General features: G+C 33.8%; 14 protein-coding genes. All 14 read right to left on the bottom strand.

Going from position 1 to position 18,563, the window contains the following annotated elements:
* Window positions 1-26: 26 nt before the first annotated feature.
* The gene (locus ACRBBL_RS06825; RefSeq protein WP_431368276.1) at window positions 27-629 is read right to left on the bottom strand and encodes a short chain dehydrogenase; all 603 of its coding nucleotides are present in this window, start codon (window positions 627-629) and stop codon (window positions 27-29) included.
* A gap of 50 nt (window positions 630-679) precedes the next feature.
* Window positions 680-964 (bottom strand): DUF1456 family protein, encoded by a 285-nt coding sequence (locus ACRBBL_RS06820; protein ID WP_431368275.1) that lies wholly within the window; start codon window positions 962-964, stop codon window positions 680-682.
* A gap of 110 nt (window positions 965-1,074) precedes the next feature.
* The gene (locus ACRBBL_RS06815; RefSeq protein ID WP_431368274.1) at window positions 1,075-1,266 is read right to left on the bottom strand and encodes a cold-shock protein; all 192 of its coding nucleotides are present in this window, start codon (window positions 1,264-1,266) and stop codon (window positions 1,075-1,077) included.
* 95 nt (window positions 1,267-1,361) lie between these two features.
* On the bottom strand, window positions 1,362-2,042 hold the full coding sequence (locus ACRBBL_RS06810) for an ATP-binding cassette domain-containing protein (RefSeq protein WP_431368273.1): 681 nt from the start codon (window positions 2,040-2,042) through the stop codon (window positions 1,362-1,364).
* Complete coding sequence (locus ACRBBL_RS06805; protein WP_431368272.1) at window positions 2,036-2,959, bottom strand: ABC transporter permease; 924 nt, start codon at window positions 2,957-2,959, stop codon at window positions 2,036-2,038. Before ACRBBL_RS06805 ends, ACRBBL_RS06810 begins: the two co-directional genes overlap by 7 nt.
* Window positions 2,960-3,343: 384 nt before the next feature.
* A complete protein-coding gene (locus ACRBBL_RS06800) occupies window positions 3,344-3,916 on the bottom strand; it encodes a hypothetical protein (RefSeq protein WP_431368271.1) in 573 nt (190 codons plus the stop codon).
* An 80-nt stretch (window positions 3,917-3,996) separates the two neighbouring features.
* Window positions 3,997-5,985, bottom strand: a complete 1,989-nt coding sequence (gene uvrB / locus ACRBBL_RS06795) for an excinuclease ABC subunit UvrB (protein WP_431368270.1) — start codon at window positions 5,983-5,985, stop codon at window positions 3,997-3,999.
* A 309-nt stretch (window positions 5,986-6,294) separates the two neighbouring features.
* Entirely contained in the window at window positions 6,295-6,708 is a 414-nt protein-coding gene (locus ACRBBL_RS06790) for a 5-fold beta-flower protein (RefSeq protein WP_431368269.1), read from the bottom strand.
* Window positions 6,709-6,980: 272 nt separating this feature from the next.
* Window positions 6,981-7,535 carry a hypothetical protein gene (locus ACRBBL_RS06785; RefSeq protein ID WP_431368268.1) on the bottom strand — a complete coding sequence of 185 codons (555 nt, stop codon included), beginning with the start codon at window positions 7,533-7,535 and terminating at the stop codon, window positions 6,981-6,983.
* 9 nt (window positions 7,536-7,544) lie between these two features.
* Complete coding sequence (locus tag ACRBBL_RS06780; RefSeq protein WP_431368267.1) at window positions 7,545-8,072, bottom strand: hypothetical protein; 528 nt, start codon at window positions 8,070-8,072, stop codon at window positions 7,545-7,547.
* A 219-nt stretch (window positions 8,073-8,291) separates the two neighbouring features.
* On the bottom strand, window positions 8,292-8,660 hold the full coding sequence (locus tag ACRBBL_RS06775) for a glyoxalase (RefSeq protein WP_431368266.1): 369 nt from the start codon (window positions 8,658-8,660) through the stop codon (window positions 8,292-8,294).
* Window positions 8,661-8,810: 150 nt separating this feature from the next.
* The gene (locus tag ACRBBL_RS06770; RefSeq protein WP_431368265.1) at window positions 8,811-11,189 is read right to left on the bottom strand and encodes a TonB-dependent receptor domain-containing protein; all 2,379 of its coding nucleotides are present in this window, start codon (window positions 11,187-11,189) and stop codon (window positions 8,811-8,813) included.
* A 170-nt stretch (window positions 11,190-11,359) separates the two neighbouring features.
* The gene (locus ACRBBL_RS06765; RefSeq protein WP_431368264.1) at window positions 11,360-16,195 is read right to left on the bottom strand and encodes a choice-of-anchor L domain-containing protein; all 4,836 of its coding nucleotides are present in this window, start codon (window positions 16,193-16,195) and stop codon (window positions 11,360-11,362) included.
* A gap of 208 nt (window positions 16,196-16,403) precedes the next feature.
* Complete coding sequence (locus ACRBBL_RS06760; protein ID WP_431368263.1) at window positions 16,404-18,500, bottom strand: gliding motility-associated C-terminal domain-containing protein; 2,097 nt, start codon at window positions 18,498-18,500, stop codon at window positions 16,404-16,406.
* Window positions 18,501-18,563: the final 63 nt, after the last annotated feature.

Genomic DNA, 18,563 nt, shown 5'->3' with positions numbered 1-18,563 from the left:
CAGATTTTGAAACTTCATAATTTCTATTAATTATAAATTCGGATAATTTCACCTGTTTGTTTTCCATCTACACTTTTACGATATCCATTGATCACTTTTTGCATCGAAATTGGATTGTGTCCAGGGAAATATGCATCGTACTTTTCCACGGCATCTTCAACCAAACCAGAAGAAACTACATTCACACGAATGTTGCCTTCTAATTCTAAAATAACTGCTTTTACAAAACTATGAATGGCACCATTTACCATTGCGGCACTTGTAGTCATAGGAACAGGTTCGTCTGCTAAAATTCCTGTTGTTAAGGTAATTGATCCGCCTTTAGTTAGGTAATTTTGTCCAATACGAACCAAATTGACTTGTCCCATCAATTTACTTTTAAAACCAATATAATATTCTTCTTCTTGGAGTTCATCAAATGGTTTCCATTTGGCTTCTCCTGCGGCACAAATAATGGCATCGAGCGTTCCAACTTTATCAAACATAGCTTTGATACTTTCGCTGCTGCTGATGTCAACAGTTACATCGCCAGTAGTTCGTCCAGCAACAAGTACGTCATGATTTTGTTTAAAATATTCCGTAAGTTTCTTACCAATAGTTCCGTTTCCGCCAATGATGAGTATTTTCATGATAATAATAGGTAGCTTTTAAAATTAAAAAGATGATCTAAAAGAATCATTTATTTTCGTTCTTTCCGTTTCGAAGTAGATGGAGTGGATTTAGGTTTTTCGCCTTTTTTTGGCATTGGACCACGTAAGTGAATAACTAAACCATTTAAAAAGTTACGTAGTATTTGATCGCCGCAGTTTTTATATTTTGGATGATCTTCATTTCTAAAAAATGCGCCCAATTCACTTTTGGTGATTCTAAAATCTACCAATTCTAATATTTTTACAATATCGTCATCGCGTAGCTTCAAAGCCACACGAAGTTTTTTAAAGATGTCGTTATTCGTTAATGCCATGCGACAAAGATACTCAAAAAGAGGAGAGTTAAGGTTTTAAAAATAAACATAAAAAAAAGTCTATCAATTGATAGACTTTTACTTCATTAAGGAATAATATATATATAATATTAAATCACTTTCACGTTCACGGCGTTTAAACCTTTGCGGCCTTCTGTTAATTCGAATTCAACTTCGTCTCCTTCACGAACTTCGTCGATTAATCCTGAAATGTGCACAAAATGTTCTTTGTTCGAACCTTCTTCAACGATAAAACCAAAACCTTTAGTGTCATTGAAAAATTTTACTGTTCCTTTACTCATTGTAATAAATTTAAATAATTGTTTTAATAAATACAAAGATACTGCCAAAATGTATGCGCTCGACAGATTGTGCAATTTTTTTGAAATAGTTACAATTATTTAATATTGAATTTTTTGATTTTCTCGCTCAAACCCTTGTCTTTCATGAGTTCTTCGATTATTTTAAATTTTTCTTTTTGTACAGATTTTTCAATTTTTCCTGCTTTTAAGTAGTGTAAATAATCACAAGTGTCTTGTAATGTGGAAAATATATGGGAAGAAAGAACGATAATTTTCCCTTTTTCTTTGAGTGATTTAAGCAATTCTTTGATAATGATATTGCTATAAATATCGACACCATTAAATGGTTCATCTAAGATGAAAATATCATTTTCTTGTAATAAAATACCCGTCAAAGCTAATTTCTTTTTCATTCCAGTAGAATAAGTTTCGGCATATTGCTTTAATGGCAATTCGAAAATGTTTTTTGCTTCAAAATCAATATTTTTTATATTTCTTGCATTGCAAAGTAATTGTAAGTATTCTTTTCCAGTAATTTTTGATAGAAATTGCGGGTTTGTTTCTAAGAAGCCAATAGTACTTTTTTTGTTGTTGTTTTCATGAAGAACTTCTCCTTGATACGATTCCAATCCAGCAATACATTTAAATAAGGAGGTTTTTCCAGCTCCATTTTCGCCTACAATCCCATTAATTTCTCCAATTTTGAACTGTAGCTGAATTGTGTCTAATACTTTCTTTTTATGATATGATTTGGAAAGATCCTTAATAGTTAGCATGTTAAAATGGGATTTAAATTTTTAATAGCTCGTTGGTAGAAAAACGGTATTATGATAATTAAAAATGGTGGAAACATTAAAGATATAATCATTGCGAGTGCTTGAAATATAGGAACTCTTGATGGATAATTGCTATATTTTCCAAGTATGGTAACGATGATAAAACAGTATCCTAATAGAATGAAAATACCTGTAATTTGGATGTTTTTAAAAGGAAAAAAGAAAGACATACCAATCGCAATAGGTAAAATTAAAACACTACTAAATAACAATGCAGTTTTTATTTTAACTATTAAAAAATCTTTGGCTGACATATTGTGAATCCATATATAATATAGCGGTTCTGGTTTTGAATAGTATGACATGCAACAGACAAAAACCGCAATTAGACTGAAAATTCCTAAATTATAATTGTCTACATCTATTGCAATAAAAGTAAGTGTATAGAGTAATGGAAATATCCAAAAAGTAGTTCGAAAACCAATTGCAAATTCAAATGGATGTCTCCCAAAAGGCGTCGGAATGGTTATACTACGAATACCAAGATTATTTAAAAAAGAGGTTGCAATAACGACAATATGTACTATCAATGCTTCTATAAAAGCATGCTGGTAACATAAAAAAATACTAAAAGGTAAACTGAAAAGTGTATTTTCTAACATACGAGCTTTCCAGAAATTTTTAGACGAGAAACATTGCTTTAAAAAAGTAGTGCGTTTTATATTTCCTAAGGATAAACTCAACAGTACACTAATTCCAAGATAGTAATAAGAAGCATTTGAAAGATGCTGAAATATTGATTTAGAAACCCAAATGAAAAGCGCAAATATTATAGCAAACCCAACTAATGGAATCAATCCAAATTCGTCAATATGCCGATAGATTCTTTTAAATTGTAATGTGAAATAAAATTTCAATGTAGTTGTTTAAATACTGTAAGTATCGAATATACGTAGATTCTTGAAAATGATCTTTGATATGAACTGTTAGCATAAAAGTTTAGCAAATTCTTAACGAATCTAGTTAAAATGATCTTATAAAAGCGCAGGCAAGTACTTTTACCTATTTTTTAGTTTCCGAAATTCTACGCTCTATAAAATAGTTGTATTATCCTATTTTTACATTGAATGAAATTAAAAAAGCGCTATGTGTTTACTGCGCAAAAAAGATGGTGAGTTTTAACGTTGCTTTTATTTAAAACCACTTAGGAATATGAAATAAAATTTTGTTTAGTATATATAATTGTTGTGAAGCGCAAGAGAAGACGTATTATTTGCCGTTACAGATTTTCTTGCGTTTCTTTAATCTTCAAGAAAGTCTAAATCAAGATAATAGTTTTCAGAATCAAACGGATCTATATAAAGAATAGTTTCTTTTTTTATATAAAATTGCATGCGTAGAGCAGTTTCTCCCATGTTAATAGTTCTTCCAAAAGTCAACTCTTCATTGTTATAATTTACTTTAAATGTAACTTCACAAGATGTATGTTTTACGGTTTCTTCGTTGTGGTGTCCATGTCCTGAAATTTCATTGAATGCAGCGGCTTTTCCTCTCACAACTGTATTGGTTTGATAACGATATCTTTCTTGAATAATAGCTTTGTCCAAATTAATAGGTATACGATTCGCAGATTGTTTCAACTTGTGTAAGTGCGCTTCATATAGTTCACCGCGTTCTTCTGCTTCATGCGACATTAGAAAGCTTTGATAAATTAGGTAAATAAAAAAAGGCACTAGAATAGCGATTCCAATAATGATAAATGTCCAATTAATTTTAGAAGATTTTAGACCAACAATGATAAAAATAACTGAAATTATAAATAGGACAGTTAAGAAACTAAAGCCAATTGATTGCAGTTTATCTTTTAAGTTCATACGTTCAGTTGTGTAATTGTATTCACAAATTTGTATGTAGGAATCAAGTTATGTTACATTTTTTTGACGCTTTTTAGTTTTTACAATTTCTCTTGAAGTACTTTAATCTCGTCACGATATTTGGCAGCATCCATAAAGTTTAATTCTTTGGCAGCAGTTTCCATTGCTTTTCGTTTTTCGCGAATCAACTTTTCTATTTGCGCTTTGGACAAGTATTCCAAATCTGGTTCGGCAGCTGCTTTTGCTTCTATCGTATCTTCCCAAGCTAAGCTTTCATCTTTACTTAATGCATTGTTCAACGATTTATTCAAGCCTTTTGGTGTAATTCCGTGTTCGGTGTTGTATTCAATTTGTTTCTCACGTCTGTATGCGGTTTCATCCATGGTTTTTTGCATACTTTTCGTAATCTTATCCGCGTATAAAATAGCTTTTCCATTGATGTTTCTCGCAGCTCTACCAACCGTTTGTGTTAACGATCGCGCCGAGCGTAAAAAACCTTCTTTATCTGCATCTAAAATCGCAACTAAAGATACTTCAGGTAAATCCAAACCTTCACGCAATAAGTTGACACCAATCAACACATCAAACAACCCTTTACGCAAATCTTGCATAATTTGTACACGTTCTAGCGTATCTACATCACTGTGAATATAACGGCAACGAATTTGAATGCGCGATAAATACTTCGTTAATTCTTCAGCCATACGTTTCGTCAGCGTTGTCACTAATACACGTTCATCTTTTTCTGTTCGTTGATGAATTTCTTCTACCAAATCATCAATCTGATTTAAACTTGGGCGCACTTCTATAACTGGATCTAATAATCCTGTCGGACGAATTACCTGTTCTACATACACACCATCCGTTTTATGCAATTCATAATCTGCTGGCGTTGCACTCACATAAATCACCTGATTCTGAATGGCTTCAAATTCTTCAAACTTCAACGGTCGGTTGTCCATTGCGGCTGGCAAACGGAAACCGTATTCTACCAAGTTCTCTTTTCTACTTCTGTCGCCTCCATACATGGCATGCACTTGCGAAACTGTTACGTGACTTTCATCCACGACCATCAAATAATCATCTGGAAAATAATCTAACAGACAAAAAGGACGTGTTCCAGGCAAACGACCATCTAAGTATCTTGAGTAATTTTCAATTCCTGAGCAATAGCCCAATTCACGAATCATTTCCAAGTCAAAATTTGTACGTTCTTCCAAACGTTTTGCTTCCAAATGTTTCCCTATTTCTCTAAAATAATCTACCTGTTTTACCATATCTTCTTGAATTTGATGAATGGCATTTTGCAATACTTCTGGCGAAGTCACAAACATATTTGCAGGATAAATTGTAAGCTGTTCGTATTTTTCTAATACTGTATTTGTGCCAGGATCAAAGGATTCTATTTCTTCAATCTCATCTCCAAAAAAGTGAATTCTAAACGCAAAATCTGCGTATCCAGGAAACACATCCACAACATCACCTTTTACACGAAACGAACCGCGTAAAAAATCGGCAGTAGTTCGCGAATACAGACTTTGTACCAAACGATGTAATAACTTCGTTCGTGAAATCACTTGATCGCGCTCTAGTTTGATTACGTTTTTTTGAAATTCAATCGGGTTTCCAATACCGTACAAACACGAAACTGAGGCAATTACAATCACATCACGACGACCCGAAAGTAGGGAAGAAGTGGTGCTTAAACGCAACTTTTCAATCTCTTCATTGATTGATAAATCTTTCTCTATATACGTTCCCGAAGTCGGAATGTAGGCTTCTGGCTGATAATAATCATAGTACGACACAAAATACTCTACGGCATTTTCAGGAAAAAACTGCTTGAATTCAGAATATAACTGTGCTGCCAAGGTTTTATTATGTGCTAAAATCAATGTAGGTTTTTCTACCTTTTCAATCACATTGGCAACCGTAAATGTTTTTCCAGAACCTGTAACACCGAGTAAAGTTTGGTATTGTTCATTGGTTTCAAGCCCTGAAACTAATTGTTTTATGGCTTGTGGTTGATCTCCCGTAGGAGAAAAGTCAGATACAATTTTAAACTTCATATTATGTGTGTGCTTTTTTAGTATTTTGGGCGTTTCCCTTTGGGGCAGGCTATCCGCGTTACACGGTAACTTGCTTCTATCCTTAACGCAGAATTCCCATAAAAATGGAGGCTTCAACAAAATTTTGTTATGCTGAGCCAAGTCGAAGCATCCTTAACGCAACTTCGTGCAAAAATAACGAAAAGAAACGAGCATCAACATTCATTATACATTGAAAATTAATCATTGCTAAAGATATGATGATGCTCGATTTATTGTTCAGAAAGTCTATTCCTGATTTATTGTTTCTGAAGTTATAAAAGACTGTGCTTATCTTGCGCGACCAGAATCTAGATCCCAGAAATAGAAAAAGAAAAACCCCGCAGCCATTTCGGGCTTGATTCCGTCACAATCTCCAATTCTACTGCCTTTGTAATACACATCTCCGTCGCTTTCTATCTTTCCAACTCTAGATCCGTTCACATATACATCTCCATCGCTTTCTATTTTTCCAACTCTAGATCCTTTGTAATAAATGTCTCCATCACTCTCAATCTTCCCAATACGAGAACCTTTTCTGTAAACATCGCCATCAGATTCAATCTTACCTACACGAGATCCTTTTACATAGATATCTCCATCACTTTCAATTTTACCAATTCTACTTCCTTTGTAATACACACTTTGTGCATAACAGCTAGTTCCAATACATAGAAATACCAGAAGAAATAATGCTTTTTTCATTGTTGCTTAATTTAGTTTTTAAAATTTAATATGGCGCCTGTGTTCAAAAGTCTACGAAACTATTTTTCTCAATACAATTGCCTATGATTTATTGAAATTTCAGTGTTTATACTTGTAAATAAAACACAGTATTTATGATATATGTCACAACCGAATATATGTAATCTTATTTTTTTCGTTTTTCTACAAATTGGTTTCAATTTCCTTTTGTGTGAAACGTGTCATTCTATAAAAGTACAAAATAAGGAGTGAGCTTTGTTGTATTCAAGAATCTATTTTAGTTCATAAACAGTCAACTCAAAATTATCACCATTAATAGCGTAATTTTTATACAAAGCATACAATTCATCAGTACCATTTTTGTTTAAATCCATCTTACTAAAAATAACATCTGGCGGAAATTCATAGCTGAGCGTGTCTTTTGTAATGGTTTTTGCTGCATCTGTAAACGTAACAATATAATTGTTGGTGTTTTCTTTTTCGAAGTATGAAAAGTCGATGGAAACCGTAACTTTCTTGTCATTTAAATTATAGCTAAAATTCTCAGGAAGTGTATCAAATTTTGCCAAATCCCAACGGTGATTGTCAATGATTTTTTCTCTCACAAAATGTTTGTAGAAAGTACTCTCTTTTTGAATGTCAGCATGATCTACAAAAGGTTTTCGATTCATGAAATCATACAATGCTTTTCCTGTTAAGGTATCGCTTCCAAAGTAGTTTCTTCGGAATGAATAAGAATCTAATTTTTCTAGTGAATAGCTTTTTGGATATGTCTCACAGCTAATAAATGTTATAACTATAAGTATATAGATGCAATATGTTTTCATAATTTGGGATTACATTTTTTTAGAGTCTCCTTTTAAATATTTCTCAGGAATTTTTGCGTCACTCGTTTCTAAAGTCCAAATCATATTAGCTATCCACCAACGATTTTTTAAATAAACCAATTGATAACTATTGATGCCTTTTTCTTTATTTCCTTCCGAATCAATTCCAGTGAAACTCTGAAAAACACTAGCAATGCCATTAAATTCATTTACTACTTTGCCCATTTCTATTTCTGTATAGCCGTCTTCGTAATAACTATCTTTGAGCGATTCTATAAAGTCTTTTAAGTTGACAGTTTCTAATGGATTGGGATAACTGTCATCTGGCGAGCGAACACTAAATGTAGCGTTTGGTAAGAATAAATCTTTTAATGATTTGTGGTCAATAGCGTTTCCTTTTTCAACAGAAAGAAGTTCTAACATTCGGGAAAGAATTCCGTCAATAGATTTTACAGCTTCTACATGTGTTGTTTCTTTCTTTTGTGCAATTGCAGTGAGTGAAATACTTAGGAAGAGTAGCAGTACAAACTTTTTCATTTGTGTGTTTTTTTGGAGTGATTCGCTCTAAAATAATAAAAGTCAATTGTTTTGATGTTCAGTTTTTCTTTTTTGAGATAGATTTAACAGTAAAATGTTCCATTTATAGGAGATGTTGTTGCGTACGTTAATTTCTCAGGAGGTGCTTTATTGTGTACCTGTCCATCAGGTCAGAGTCGTTTTTTTTCAAGCAAAATGCAAAAGTTTATTCACGAATAATCATTTGGATTTAAATATTCCAAAATGCCATAATATTCCGCTAGGATCATGGAGAAAGAACTCATTTCCCCATTCTTTATATACAATTTCGGATATTCTTACTTTTTCATACTTTTCAGTTAGTTGTAAACCTTGTATGTGTTTTAAGGTGTTTTGTAAATCATCTACTTCAAAGAAAATCATTGAATTGTCTACCCAATCTTTTACATATGCATTTTGAAGATAAAACCCGAATTCGCCCATATAGAAGTAAGACATGTTTTCAGACGTAATGACTTCTTCAAACCCTAAATCCAAATAAAAATTACGAGAAATAGTATAGTCTTTAGCGCCAATAAACGCTCTGATTGATTTTCCTGCTATTTTCATTTTAGGTGTTTTTTAAAGATACTAAGGATTTTGTATGAGTTGTAATTTACGAAATTCTGTGATTAGTTTTAAAAAAAAAGACAACCTAAATTGGTTGTCTTTTTCAAGTGGTAGTAAAGTAAATAGGGGAATTATATGATAATATTGTATTTAAAAGTTTTTATGCCCAGAAAATTCCATAGCTTCTCCTTTTCCAAATCCAAAGCTAATTCCAATGGTTACAAAACGTCCGCTTTGACTATCAGATGTTCTTAAGAAATCAACTTGATTTGTAATTGATTGACGACGACGAGAGGCAAACACATCTCTAACACTTAAGTTAATATTCAAACGTCCTTTCATCATCTTTTTGCGAATTCCAAGATTCATAAATATGTTGTCTGCAACTTCTCCTTGAACTGTTTTATATTTTGAACGATAGTTTCCTGTTGTTTCTAAGGTAAAATCTAATGGCAATTTAAACTTTCCTGTTAGTCTCGAGCTCCACTGATTTCCATTAAAGTCAAAACTTAGGTCTTCAAATTGTCCTTTTCGCGCAAAAGAATTGTAGTTAAAGTCAGTGGTTAATGTTACCCAATTTGTCAGATTGTATTTTGCGTTGAGTTCAATACCAGTCCCATTATTAGTTCCAACATTACTTGGTTGTGAGGTTGTAACATTGTTTTCAAAAGTAGAAATGTCCTCAATTACATCTTTAGTAGCTCGATGGTAAATTCCAAAGTTTAGTGATCCTTGATTAAATTTAAGAATACTTGTGATTTCAAAAGAATCTGTGAATTCAGGATTCAAATTAGGGTTTCCGGTTGAAATATTAAAGTTGTCTCGGAAGGAGAAAAAAGGATTCAAATCCCATAAACGTGGTCTGTAAATACGCTTGGAATATCCTGCTTGTAATGAAAGATCTTCAGTAACTTTATAAGAAGTATGAACGCTAGGGAATAGGTTGGTATATTTTTGAGAGTTGCGTTCATTTGTATTTACTAGTTTGGTTTTTAAATCAGTACTCTCTAAACGTAATCCACCTTTAATTCCCCATTTTTCAGCTTCGTATGCAAATGTAGAATACACGCCAAGTACATTTTGATTGTAATCAAAAACATTGCTAAAATCCGTATTGATTATCCAAACATTGTTGATGAAATCTCGAACTTGATAATCATTGCTTACGTCATCTATGATAAATTGAGCACCAGTTTCTAAGGTGTATTTTTCACCAAAAGGATGTGTGTAGTCCAGTTTAAAAGTATATTCATTTTGCGCAAAATTTGTCAGCGCTTCTTGTAGCATATCAGGAATATTACCAATAGTAGTTGTATTATTAAAATTGGAAGTTTTGTCTTTGCCGAATGAGGTTCCTAAAGCACTAAAAAGTAAGTCGTGATCTTCATGGTCTTTAAAGTCCTTTTTGTATTGTAATTCATATTGCCATTTTGGATTGCTAGCAGTAGTGAGCTCACGACGATTCCAAGCATCTGTAGTTGTTGCTGTGTTGTCAATAAATTGATACACCTGATTTGAATTTTCTTTTTCATCTTCAAAGGCATAATGTCCAGATAGTGTAAGTACATTTAAATCATTAATGTGATAATCTGTACCTAAAATGATATTGAAAAATTTTTCATTTTTATCACTTTCACCAGCTGTATTTAAGCTAGTCTCCGCCGCTCTGTTTAAACTTGTAGATTCACTCTCTCTTGGAAAGGTACGTCTTCCATATCCTAATTGACTGAAGAGGTTGAATTTTTCTGTACGTCTGTTTAAGCTTAAGCCAATACTATGATTGTTTGGAATTCCAGTATTGAGTGTTACTGAACCATTTAACCCTTTTTTTTCACTCTTTTTTAAAATGATATTAATGATTCCAGAAGTTCCTTCGGCATCATATTTTGCTGAAGGATTTGTAATAACTTCTATTTTATCAATCATATCAGCAGTAATACTTCCCAATGCATTTCCTTCTTCACTAGCAAGTACAGATGGTTTTCCGTTGATAAGGATTTGCACACCTGAATTTCCACGTAAACTTATTTGTCCCTCTATATTTACATTTACAGAAGGAACATTGTTTAAAATTTCTAACGCACTTGCTCCAGTACTACTAAGATCAGATCCAACATTAAATACACGTTTGTCAAGTTTAAAAACCGTTTGCGATTTTTCAGCACTAACAATTACTTCGTCTAATTGAGATTGATCTTCAGATAATACAATTTTACCTAAATCTATGCGGTTTTTTTGTATTGTAAAGTTTTCGATTTTTTTGTTTTTAAAACCTATAAAGCTTACTTCAACATAAAAGTTAGCTGTTGAAGTTGTAAGAGAGAATTCTCCTTTTTCGTTTGTTGTAGCTCCTGTAATGGCTTTTTGAGTATCATTGGTAGCAATGATCACTGTTGCAAATTCTATAGGAACACCGTTGCTTTCAACCACAGTTCCAGTGATTGTTGTTTCGGTATTTTTTTGAGCATTAGCTGAAAATATACCGATGTAACATAATGTAATTAAAAAGCAAAACAAGTTGATTTTCATAGATGCGATTATTTTTGATGACAAATATCTATGAGCAGTTTCTTATATTAAAAAATATTCCTGTGAACAGCAATAAGATTCCTATAAACAACATTTGTGTTTTCAGTATATAATATTGGTTGTTTACAATGACTTTGCGTGCGAATGTTTTGTAATAGCTTGTCTTTGTATTATCGCTTCAGCGTAAAATGTCCTTTTACATCAAAAGAATCTGGACCGTCTTTTATTTCAGCTAAGAACCAATAATCACTTGATGGCATTCTTTGACCTCTGTAATTTCCGTCCCAACCTGGATCGCTTGCACGTAAGGTTTTGAGAAGTTTTCCATAACGATCAAAGATGTATACTACCGATTTTGGCAAGGTTTCAATTCCGATAATATGCCATGTATCGTTGTATCCATCGCTGTTTGGTGTCACAAATTTGATGTAATCAATTACAACGGCTTCTTCGCTTACTTCGCCACAACCATTTACATCTGAAACGGTAACGACATGATATCCTGGTGCTACAAATTCAAATACGTTTGAAGTTTGTGGTGTTCCACCATCTAAAGAATATAAATAGTCTCCGTTTCCACTTGCGGTTACAGTAATTGTATTATTATCTGAGAAGTTTACAACTTCAACATCAACAATAGTAGCCAATTCTGATTCATTTACAGTAAAACTATCCATTTCCACACAGCCAAACGGACTTGTTACGGTTACGGAATATGTTCCTACTGTAGTAATATCAATAGAAGCGCTTGTTTCTCCAGTAGACCACAAATACGTGTTTCCAATGGCAGAACCTGCAGTTACTGTCAATGGCAGATCATTTAGACATAAAGTAATATCTTCTGGTAAATCAATTACAGGTAGCGGATGTATAATTGTCATAAACGAAGTAGTTGCATAACAACCTGTGGCATTATTTTCTACTCGCACAAAAATAATTTGTTCGTTAAAGGCATTAAATAGTTGCGGTATTGGACTTACATCATCTTCTGCATCTTCAATACTTACATGGTAACTCACGGTGAATAAGGCAGCATTTTGCGTACCTAAGATGGTTGGAGTTTGTGTTGAAAAGTTGAATGTCTGTGTTGTATTTGCATTGTCGCTAATACATGCTTGCATGTTACTTACAGGGTTTGCAATTGGATTTGGATTGATGATAATATCAATACTTTGTACAAAGAAACAACCTGTTGTATCATTTTCAGCTCTGATGAATATAGTTTCAGGAGTTGACATGTATGTGTAAATATCTGGAAGCGCATTGGTGTCAGCTTGTGCATCGGCAGCAGAGTTGTAGTATGATAATGTTACTCCTGTGTCGTCATCAATTATAATTTCATCAATTTGACGTATGTCAACAGTACCAGGTACTTCTGAATCACAAAAAGTTGCTTCGGTAATATTGTTTAGCAATGGCGGTAAATTTACATTCAGTGTAAACGGAATAATTACATAACAGCCAGAAATCGTATTTATTAATCGCACAAAAATTGGTTGCGGATTGTTTGTATTGGTATAATTTGTAGGATCTGGAACTGCGTTTATTCCATTTTCGGCATCATCTTCATCTTCATGATAGGTAATTACAACATTATCTTGACGAATATTTAAGATGGAGAATTCAGCTTCTGTCAAATCAAAAACAACTTGTCCATCATAATCTACATCACAAACGGTTACATCTGGCGCAGGATTTGCTTCTGGAACTTGAATGACATTCAACGCGAAATCTATCACAGTAAAACACTCAGAATCATTCGTAATTCGTGCATAAATATCTTGTGGATTTACGGTATTTGTAAATGTATTTGCTATTGGATTTACATCTGTAGAAGCATCTTCAAGCGATAAGTGAAAGGTAATGGTTAAGTTTTGAGCAATTCCCGCGGCAATTTCATCTTGCGTAGCCGTTAAATCGAACGTATCTACACCATCATTTGTAATATCATCACAAACAAAAATATCTGTAGGAACATTAAACATAGGTGCAGGACTTACTTGAATGACAAAATCTGAAACGGCAAAACAGTCTGCATCCGTATCATTTTCAATACGAACATGAATGGTTTGCGGATTCGTCTGATTTGCATACGGCATCGTTTTGTCAATCTCATTGGTTTTGTCCAACGCATCTTGCGCAGTAGGATAGTAGAGCACAGTCATATCGGTTTGACCATTTAAGATTTCATCATCTCTAGTTTCCATGATGAAGTTTTCCGTTTGATCGGTATCTGTCTCACACAATTGATAAATATCTGTAGCAACAACGTTTGGAATTGTATTTACGATGATTGGAATTTCTACAGTAGCAAAACAACCTGTTGTTGCATTTTCTACACGAACAAAAGCTGAGCCAGTTGCAGTATTATATGCTGTAGGATCAACGATGATGCCTGTGTTATTTGTAACACCATTAGCAGAAGTATGGTATGAAATGTTGATATTGGTTAAGTCTGTAATGATTTCTGGGAGACTCGCAGCGATGTCTACATCAGCAATTCCATCCGTATCATCATCACAGATTAAAACAGTACTTGGGTCATTCACTTCTGGAGCTGGCAGTACTTCTAGCATAAACGAACCAATATCGGAACAAAAAGTGTTTGTGTTTCTATACCTAAAAAATATTTCCTGTGGATTGGAAGTATTAACAATAGGTTCTGTAACAGCATTTGTAGAAAATGTAGCATCATTTAGTGTTAAAAAATAGATAACACTAAAGTCTGTATTTGTTCCTACGATGTCTGGTGTAAACATTTCTAAATCTACCACAGCAATGGCGTTGGAATTTGTGTCACAAGCGGTAAGCGTACCAACAGTTGGAGCGCTTACAAATGGTTGTACCATTAAATTGATAGAAGCTACATCTTCACAACCTGTATCTGTATCGGTAAGTCTAAGGAAAATTTCTTGCGGATTGGAAGTGTTGCTAAACGGAACTGTAATGTCAATTGCATTTACATTATTATCGCGATCATCTTCAGAGACAAAGAAATCGACTCCTACAAAAGCTAAACTATTTTGGATAGAAGGTAAAATGATGTTTTGAAAATCAAACTCGTGAACACCATCATTACTAGCATCATCACAACGATTTATATCTTGTATGTTTGTTGCGGTAAGAAGCGCATTGGCATGTACGTTGAATTGTGTTACTGTGAAGCAACCTGTATTGTCATCGACTACTCGGATAAATAAAGTTTGCTGTTCAGGATTTGTATTAGTAAAATCTGTGATGTCTGGTATCGGATTGTCGCCCGTTTGTGCATCTTCTGGAGAAGTATGAACTGTGACGGTAATATCAGTAAGTCCAGCCGTAATTTCGTTAAGAATGTCTGTTAAGTCAAATGTTGCAATACCATCATGTTCGGGATCACAAGCATCTAATAAGTTTCTGTTTGGTAAAGTTAATAGCGGAGATGTTCCTACGTTTATGTCTAAGGTAGTTGTGCTTACACAACCAGTTTCAGTATTTACCACACGAACAAAAACAGTATCATTCGCTGAAATATTTGAATAGTTGTTTACAATAGGATTGATATTGTTGTCAGCATCACTTTGCGTGAAGTGATATGTAACACCAAATACAGGATTCATTCCAGTAATTTCGTCGTTACGAACCGTTAAATCTATTTGAGTAAATCCATCACTATCTTCATCACAAACATCAATTGGCGTTGGATCGTTAATTACTGGCAATTCATTTACAATCAAGTTGAAACTAGTAAAAGCCAAACAACCATTGTCTACATCTAATACACGTACAAAGATTTCTTGTGGAGAACTTGTATTTAAAATTGTAGTAGGAAATGCATTGGTGTCATTATCTGCATCATTTTGAGTTGGGTGATAGCTTACTGTATAGTTTGCAGTTGGAACTGTTGCTAGTATTTCTGGCTCTTTGATCGTTAAATCAAAACTTTCAACGCCAACAGCTCCTGTAGTATCACAAAGTTCAAAATCTGTGATAGGACCAACAGTTTGGGCTGAGTTTAGAGTAACTTCTACAGTATCTTCAATAGTACAGGTTTCAGTTCCTACTGGAATTGTGATTTCTACACGATAGGTTCCTGTTAATACAGCATCATGTGTAACACCATTACTTCCAGGAATTGTAACACCATTTCTAAACCATTCGTATGTTGCTAGTGGATTTCCAATATCAGCATTTAATAAATATGAGTTTGCACAAGTTGTTACATCTGGACCTAAATCTACTGTGGCATTGAAACTATTTCCTTGGATAAAGATTGCTGAATCAGCATTTTGATCCGTTCCATCAGCCAATACTAATTTGATGTGATATTGTTGATTTGGAATTAAAGTTGCAGTAGCTGTTAGTACAGTTGTACGTCCATTATAGTTAGTATCTCCTAAATTATATCCTTCAAAAAATTCTTCATTTTCAGCAGGGCAGAAACCTACAATTTCATCGTGAATAACACTTGTGCTCACAGGAATATTTGTGCCTGGTACTACAGCAATATTGGTATATGGTGCGGCACTTCCTGTAGGTCTAATTAAAAATGCAAAACTATCTGAAAATCGACACGGGAAATCTTCCGCATATTCTTCTGACGCAAGTAAATAATTAAAACTTATCTGATTGGTAACTGCAATAAAGTCAAATTCAATTGAAGTTGCATTTAATGTATTGTTTACGCCTAAAGCGGCTTCAAGATCTGGATCTGTTCCCCAAGCAGTTGTTCCGCTATTTAATGGTGTAGTCATTACAGGTGTTCCAGCATCGGAAGCACGACCAGAAGTTAATACCAAACCATTGGTAAAAGGAAAGTTAGAACCGTTTTGATTAAACGCAGCATAACTGGCAAAACCATCTATATTTCCATTGATATTTGAGGTGACATTTGAGATTTCAACACAACCTTGTACAAGCTGTTCTACAAGTTGTTGTAAAGTAAACGACTCGTTGGTAGTTACTTGTTGTGCAGAAACTATTTGGTAGGCGCAAATAGTGAAAAGCGTCAAGAGTACTTTTTTCATAGATGTGGGGTTAAGTCATATTTGTGACTAAAACAATGTGAGCTGGGCAAGCTCCATTATTTGGCTTCTAGGTCATTGTAAATTATGGACAAATATATACATAATTTCATGCCTTTGAAATTATTTTTAACACTTATGACTTATTTTAAAATTAGCTATTGATCCATACTAAAATACAGAAAATCAAGGACATTACCGTAAAGAAAACTTAATTATTCTGTAAATATACCCAGCCTGTGTATGTTTGCTCTAGAAACAAAGGACTCGCTAAGGTGTTTTCGTCATTTAGATAGAGTACATAAAAGTAAGTTCCTGTAGGAAGTTTTTTATTTTTTGGAGTACCTCTATTCGAATAACCATCCCAACGTGAGGTATTTTTATTTCCTTCAAAGATGAGTGTACCGTATCTATTGTAAATATGAATGGTATGATTTGGATGTGCTTCTAAGTTTAAAATATTGAACACATCATTTTTTCCATCATCATTGGGGGAAAAACCGTTTGGAATATAAATTTCACAATCGTCTACGATTAAATCAAAATTAGTTGAAGAAATACAGCCAAAAATGTTTTCGAGAGTTACATAAACTGTTTGCGGATTGGAATTGTTGTCATAAGCTGTTGGAGTTGTTATTTCATCTTGAAACGTTCCATCAGCATTTGCAGTTTCGTAATAGGTGAAAATTAGGTTTGATGCAGGATTTATAATAGTTTCATTAATGGTTAAATCGAAAGTAACTGATTCGGTTTCGTCTAATTTGCAAGCTTCTAAATCTTCTGGTTGAGTTGCTTCTGGGCTTTCTAAAAGAATCAATTCAAAATTCCCGATGGAAGTACATAATGTAGTACTATTGGTCACTTTTATAAAAATATCTGCGGGATAATTTGTAGCACTATATGAATCAGGATTTACAATGGCATCCGTATTGTTTGAAGCATCTAGTAGTGTTTCGTAATATTCAAAAGTGAAAGAAGGATCGCTAAACAAACTTTCTTGAACAGTTAAATCAAACATAATAACTTCACTATTATCACAACGTTCTAAAGCAGGTAAAGTAGGGATTACAGGTGAAGTAGGTAAGGTGAAAATTTGTGATGCGCTGTTGTTGTCTTCATTAATTTCATCAACAGTTCCTGTGCCAGTTCCATCGTCATCTACTACAATTAAAAAATTAAATGTATTTGGAATTGTGGTAGGAATGCTAACTGTAATTGTTTGTTGCGTGCTTCCGCCGATAGGAAGCGCAATTTGCGTCACATCTGTAGCAATTAAAATGCCGTCAGCATAAAATGCTATGGGCGTATTTTGTGGTAGAGCAGCTGTGCTATTCGTATTTGAAATGGTATATGTAATGTCTAAATCGCGCGAGTCACATTCAGAATCTATTTGATCAATCATAACTGTAGCGTCTGGAAGTTGACTGTTTAATACGGTAATAATATTATTAATCATTACAAAATCTTGCCCTGAAGTCAGCGAAATAGTAGCTTCTGTGTCACCTATACTGATGTTATTTTGAATACTGTAAAAATCAATATCCATATTATATAGGTTTGTTGCGCCTGTAAAACTATTGGTTCCATTAAAAGCATTATCAGGAGGATTCAAGGGAAAATTTGAAATAATATTTCCGTTCACGCGCAACGATTCATTCACGCTTAAAGCCTGATCACCTTCCCATGCAATAAAACCTATTTTTGCGCCCATATTATCAAAAACGTTGAGGTTGGTCAGTGTAATTTCTAATTCATCAGGTACACTTTCTAAACCATCATATACATTGAGTTGATTCAGCGGAAGCGAAGGATTTTCGTAAATAACAGTAATCGCCCAGCCTCCAAAATTAGTTCCACTAGGGCAATATGGAGGAATTACAGAAGTTAAATCGAATTCACTTACGGTATACAATCCATTACCTTCGGCTTGTATAATGTCTGTTACATCTGCAAAAGCTGCAAAAAAAGTGCGATTGGCATCTAAGGCATCGCTAAATGTACGTTGTGCTGTTACGGGAGTTCCGTTCAATTCAATGTCAAAATCACCATCATCTGAACCTGCCCAATATAAGTAAGCAGCAACCATAGTTTGATCGGAATTGAGTGTTAAGCTTGCGCTAGAACTGGTATTGATAATGCAAATACCATTGGCGCCATTTTCAACTGTATTAAGTGTGTTTCCGAATGCGGTGTAGTCATAACGGCCATTAAATTGTTGGAATAGAGTAATATCTTGAGCAGCCGATTTGTATGTGTTAAAAAAACAACTTAGAAACAGAAAAATACTTATGTAAGTTCGTTTATTCACACATACTTAATTTATGCTTGAAAGTAACAATTTCTTACTTCATAAAAAAACCGAAGAATATCT

This window comes from Kordia sp. (assembly GCF_050633145.1).
Lineage (GTDB): Bacteria > Bacteroidota > Bacteroidia > Flavobacteriales > Flavobacteriaceae > Kordia.
This window is presented reverse-complemented; position numbering and strand designations above follow the sequence as displayed.

What these genes read in the sequence shown, in the direction of transcription:
- ACRBBL_RS06825 (WP_431368276.1), bottom strand. Translation starts at nt 629, where the DNA reads ATGAAAATACTCATCATTGGCGGAAACGGAACTATTGGTAAGAAACTT.
- ACRBBL_RS06820 (WP_431368275.1), bottom strand. Translation starts at nt 964, where the DNA reads ATGGCATTAACGAATAACGACATCTTTAAAAAACTTCGTGTGGCTTTG.
- ACRBBL_RS06815 (WP_431368274.1), bottom strand. Translation starts at nt 1,266, where the DNA reads ATGAGTAAAGGAACAGTAAAATTTTTCAATGACACTAAAGGTTTTGGT.
- ACRBBL_RS06810 (WP_431368273.1), bottom strand. Translation starts at nt 2,042, where the DNA reads ATGCTAACTATTAAGGATCTTTCCAAATCATATCATAAAAAGAAAGTA.
- ACRBBL_RS06800 (WP_431368271.1), bottom strand. Translation starts at nt 3,916, where the DNA reads ATGAACTTAAAAGATAAACTGCAATCAATTGGCTTTAGTTTCTTAACT.
- uvrB (WP_431368270.1), bottom strand. Translation starts at nt 5,985, where the DNA reads ATGAAGTTTAAAATTGTATCTGACTTTTCTCCTACGGGAGATCAACCA.
- ACRBBL_RS06790 (WP_431368269.1), bottom strand. Translation starts at nt 6,708, where the DNA reads ATGAAAAAAGCATTATTTCTTCTGGTATTTCTATGTATTGGAACTAGC.
- ACRBBL_RS06785 (WP_431368268.1), bottom strand. Translation starts at nt 7,535, where the DNA reads ATGAAAACATATTGCATCTATATACTTATAGTTATAACATTTATTAGC.
- ACRBBL_RS06780 (WP_431368267.1), bottom strand. Translation starts at nt 8,072, where the DNA reads ATGAAAAAGTTTGTACTGCTACTCTTCCTAAGTATTTCACTCACTGCA.
- ACRBBL_RS06775 (WP_431368266.1), bottom strand. Translation starts at nt 8,660, where the DNA reads ATGAAAATAGCAGGAAAATCAATCAGAGCGTTTATTGGCGCTAAAGAC.
- ACRBBL_RS06770 (WP_431368265.1), bottom strand. Translation starts at nt 11,189, where the DNA reads ATGAAAATCAACTTGTTTTGCTTTTTAATTACATTATGTTACATCGGT.
- ACRBBL_RS06765 (WP_431368264.1), bottom strand. Translation starts at nt 16,195, where the DNA reads ATGAAAAAAGTACTCTTGACGCTTTTCACTATTTGCGCCTACCAAATA.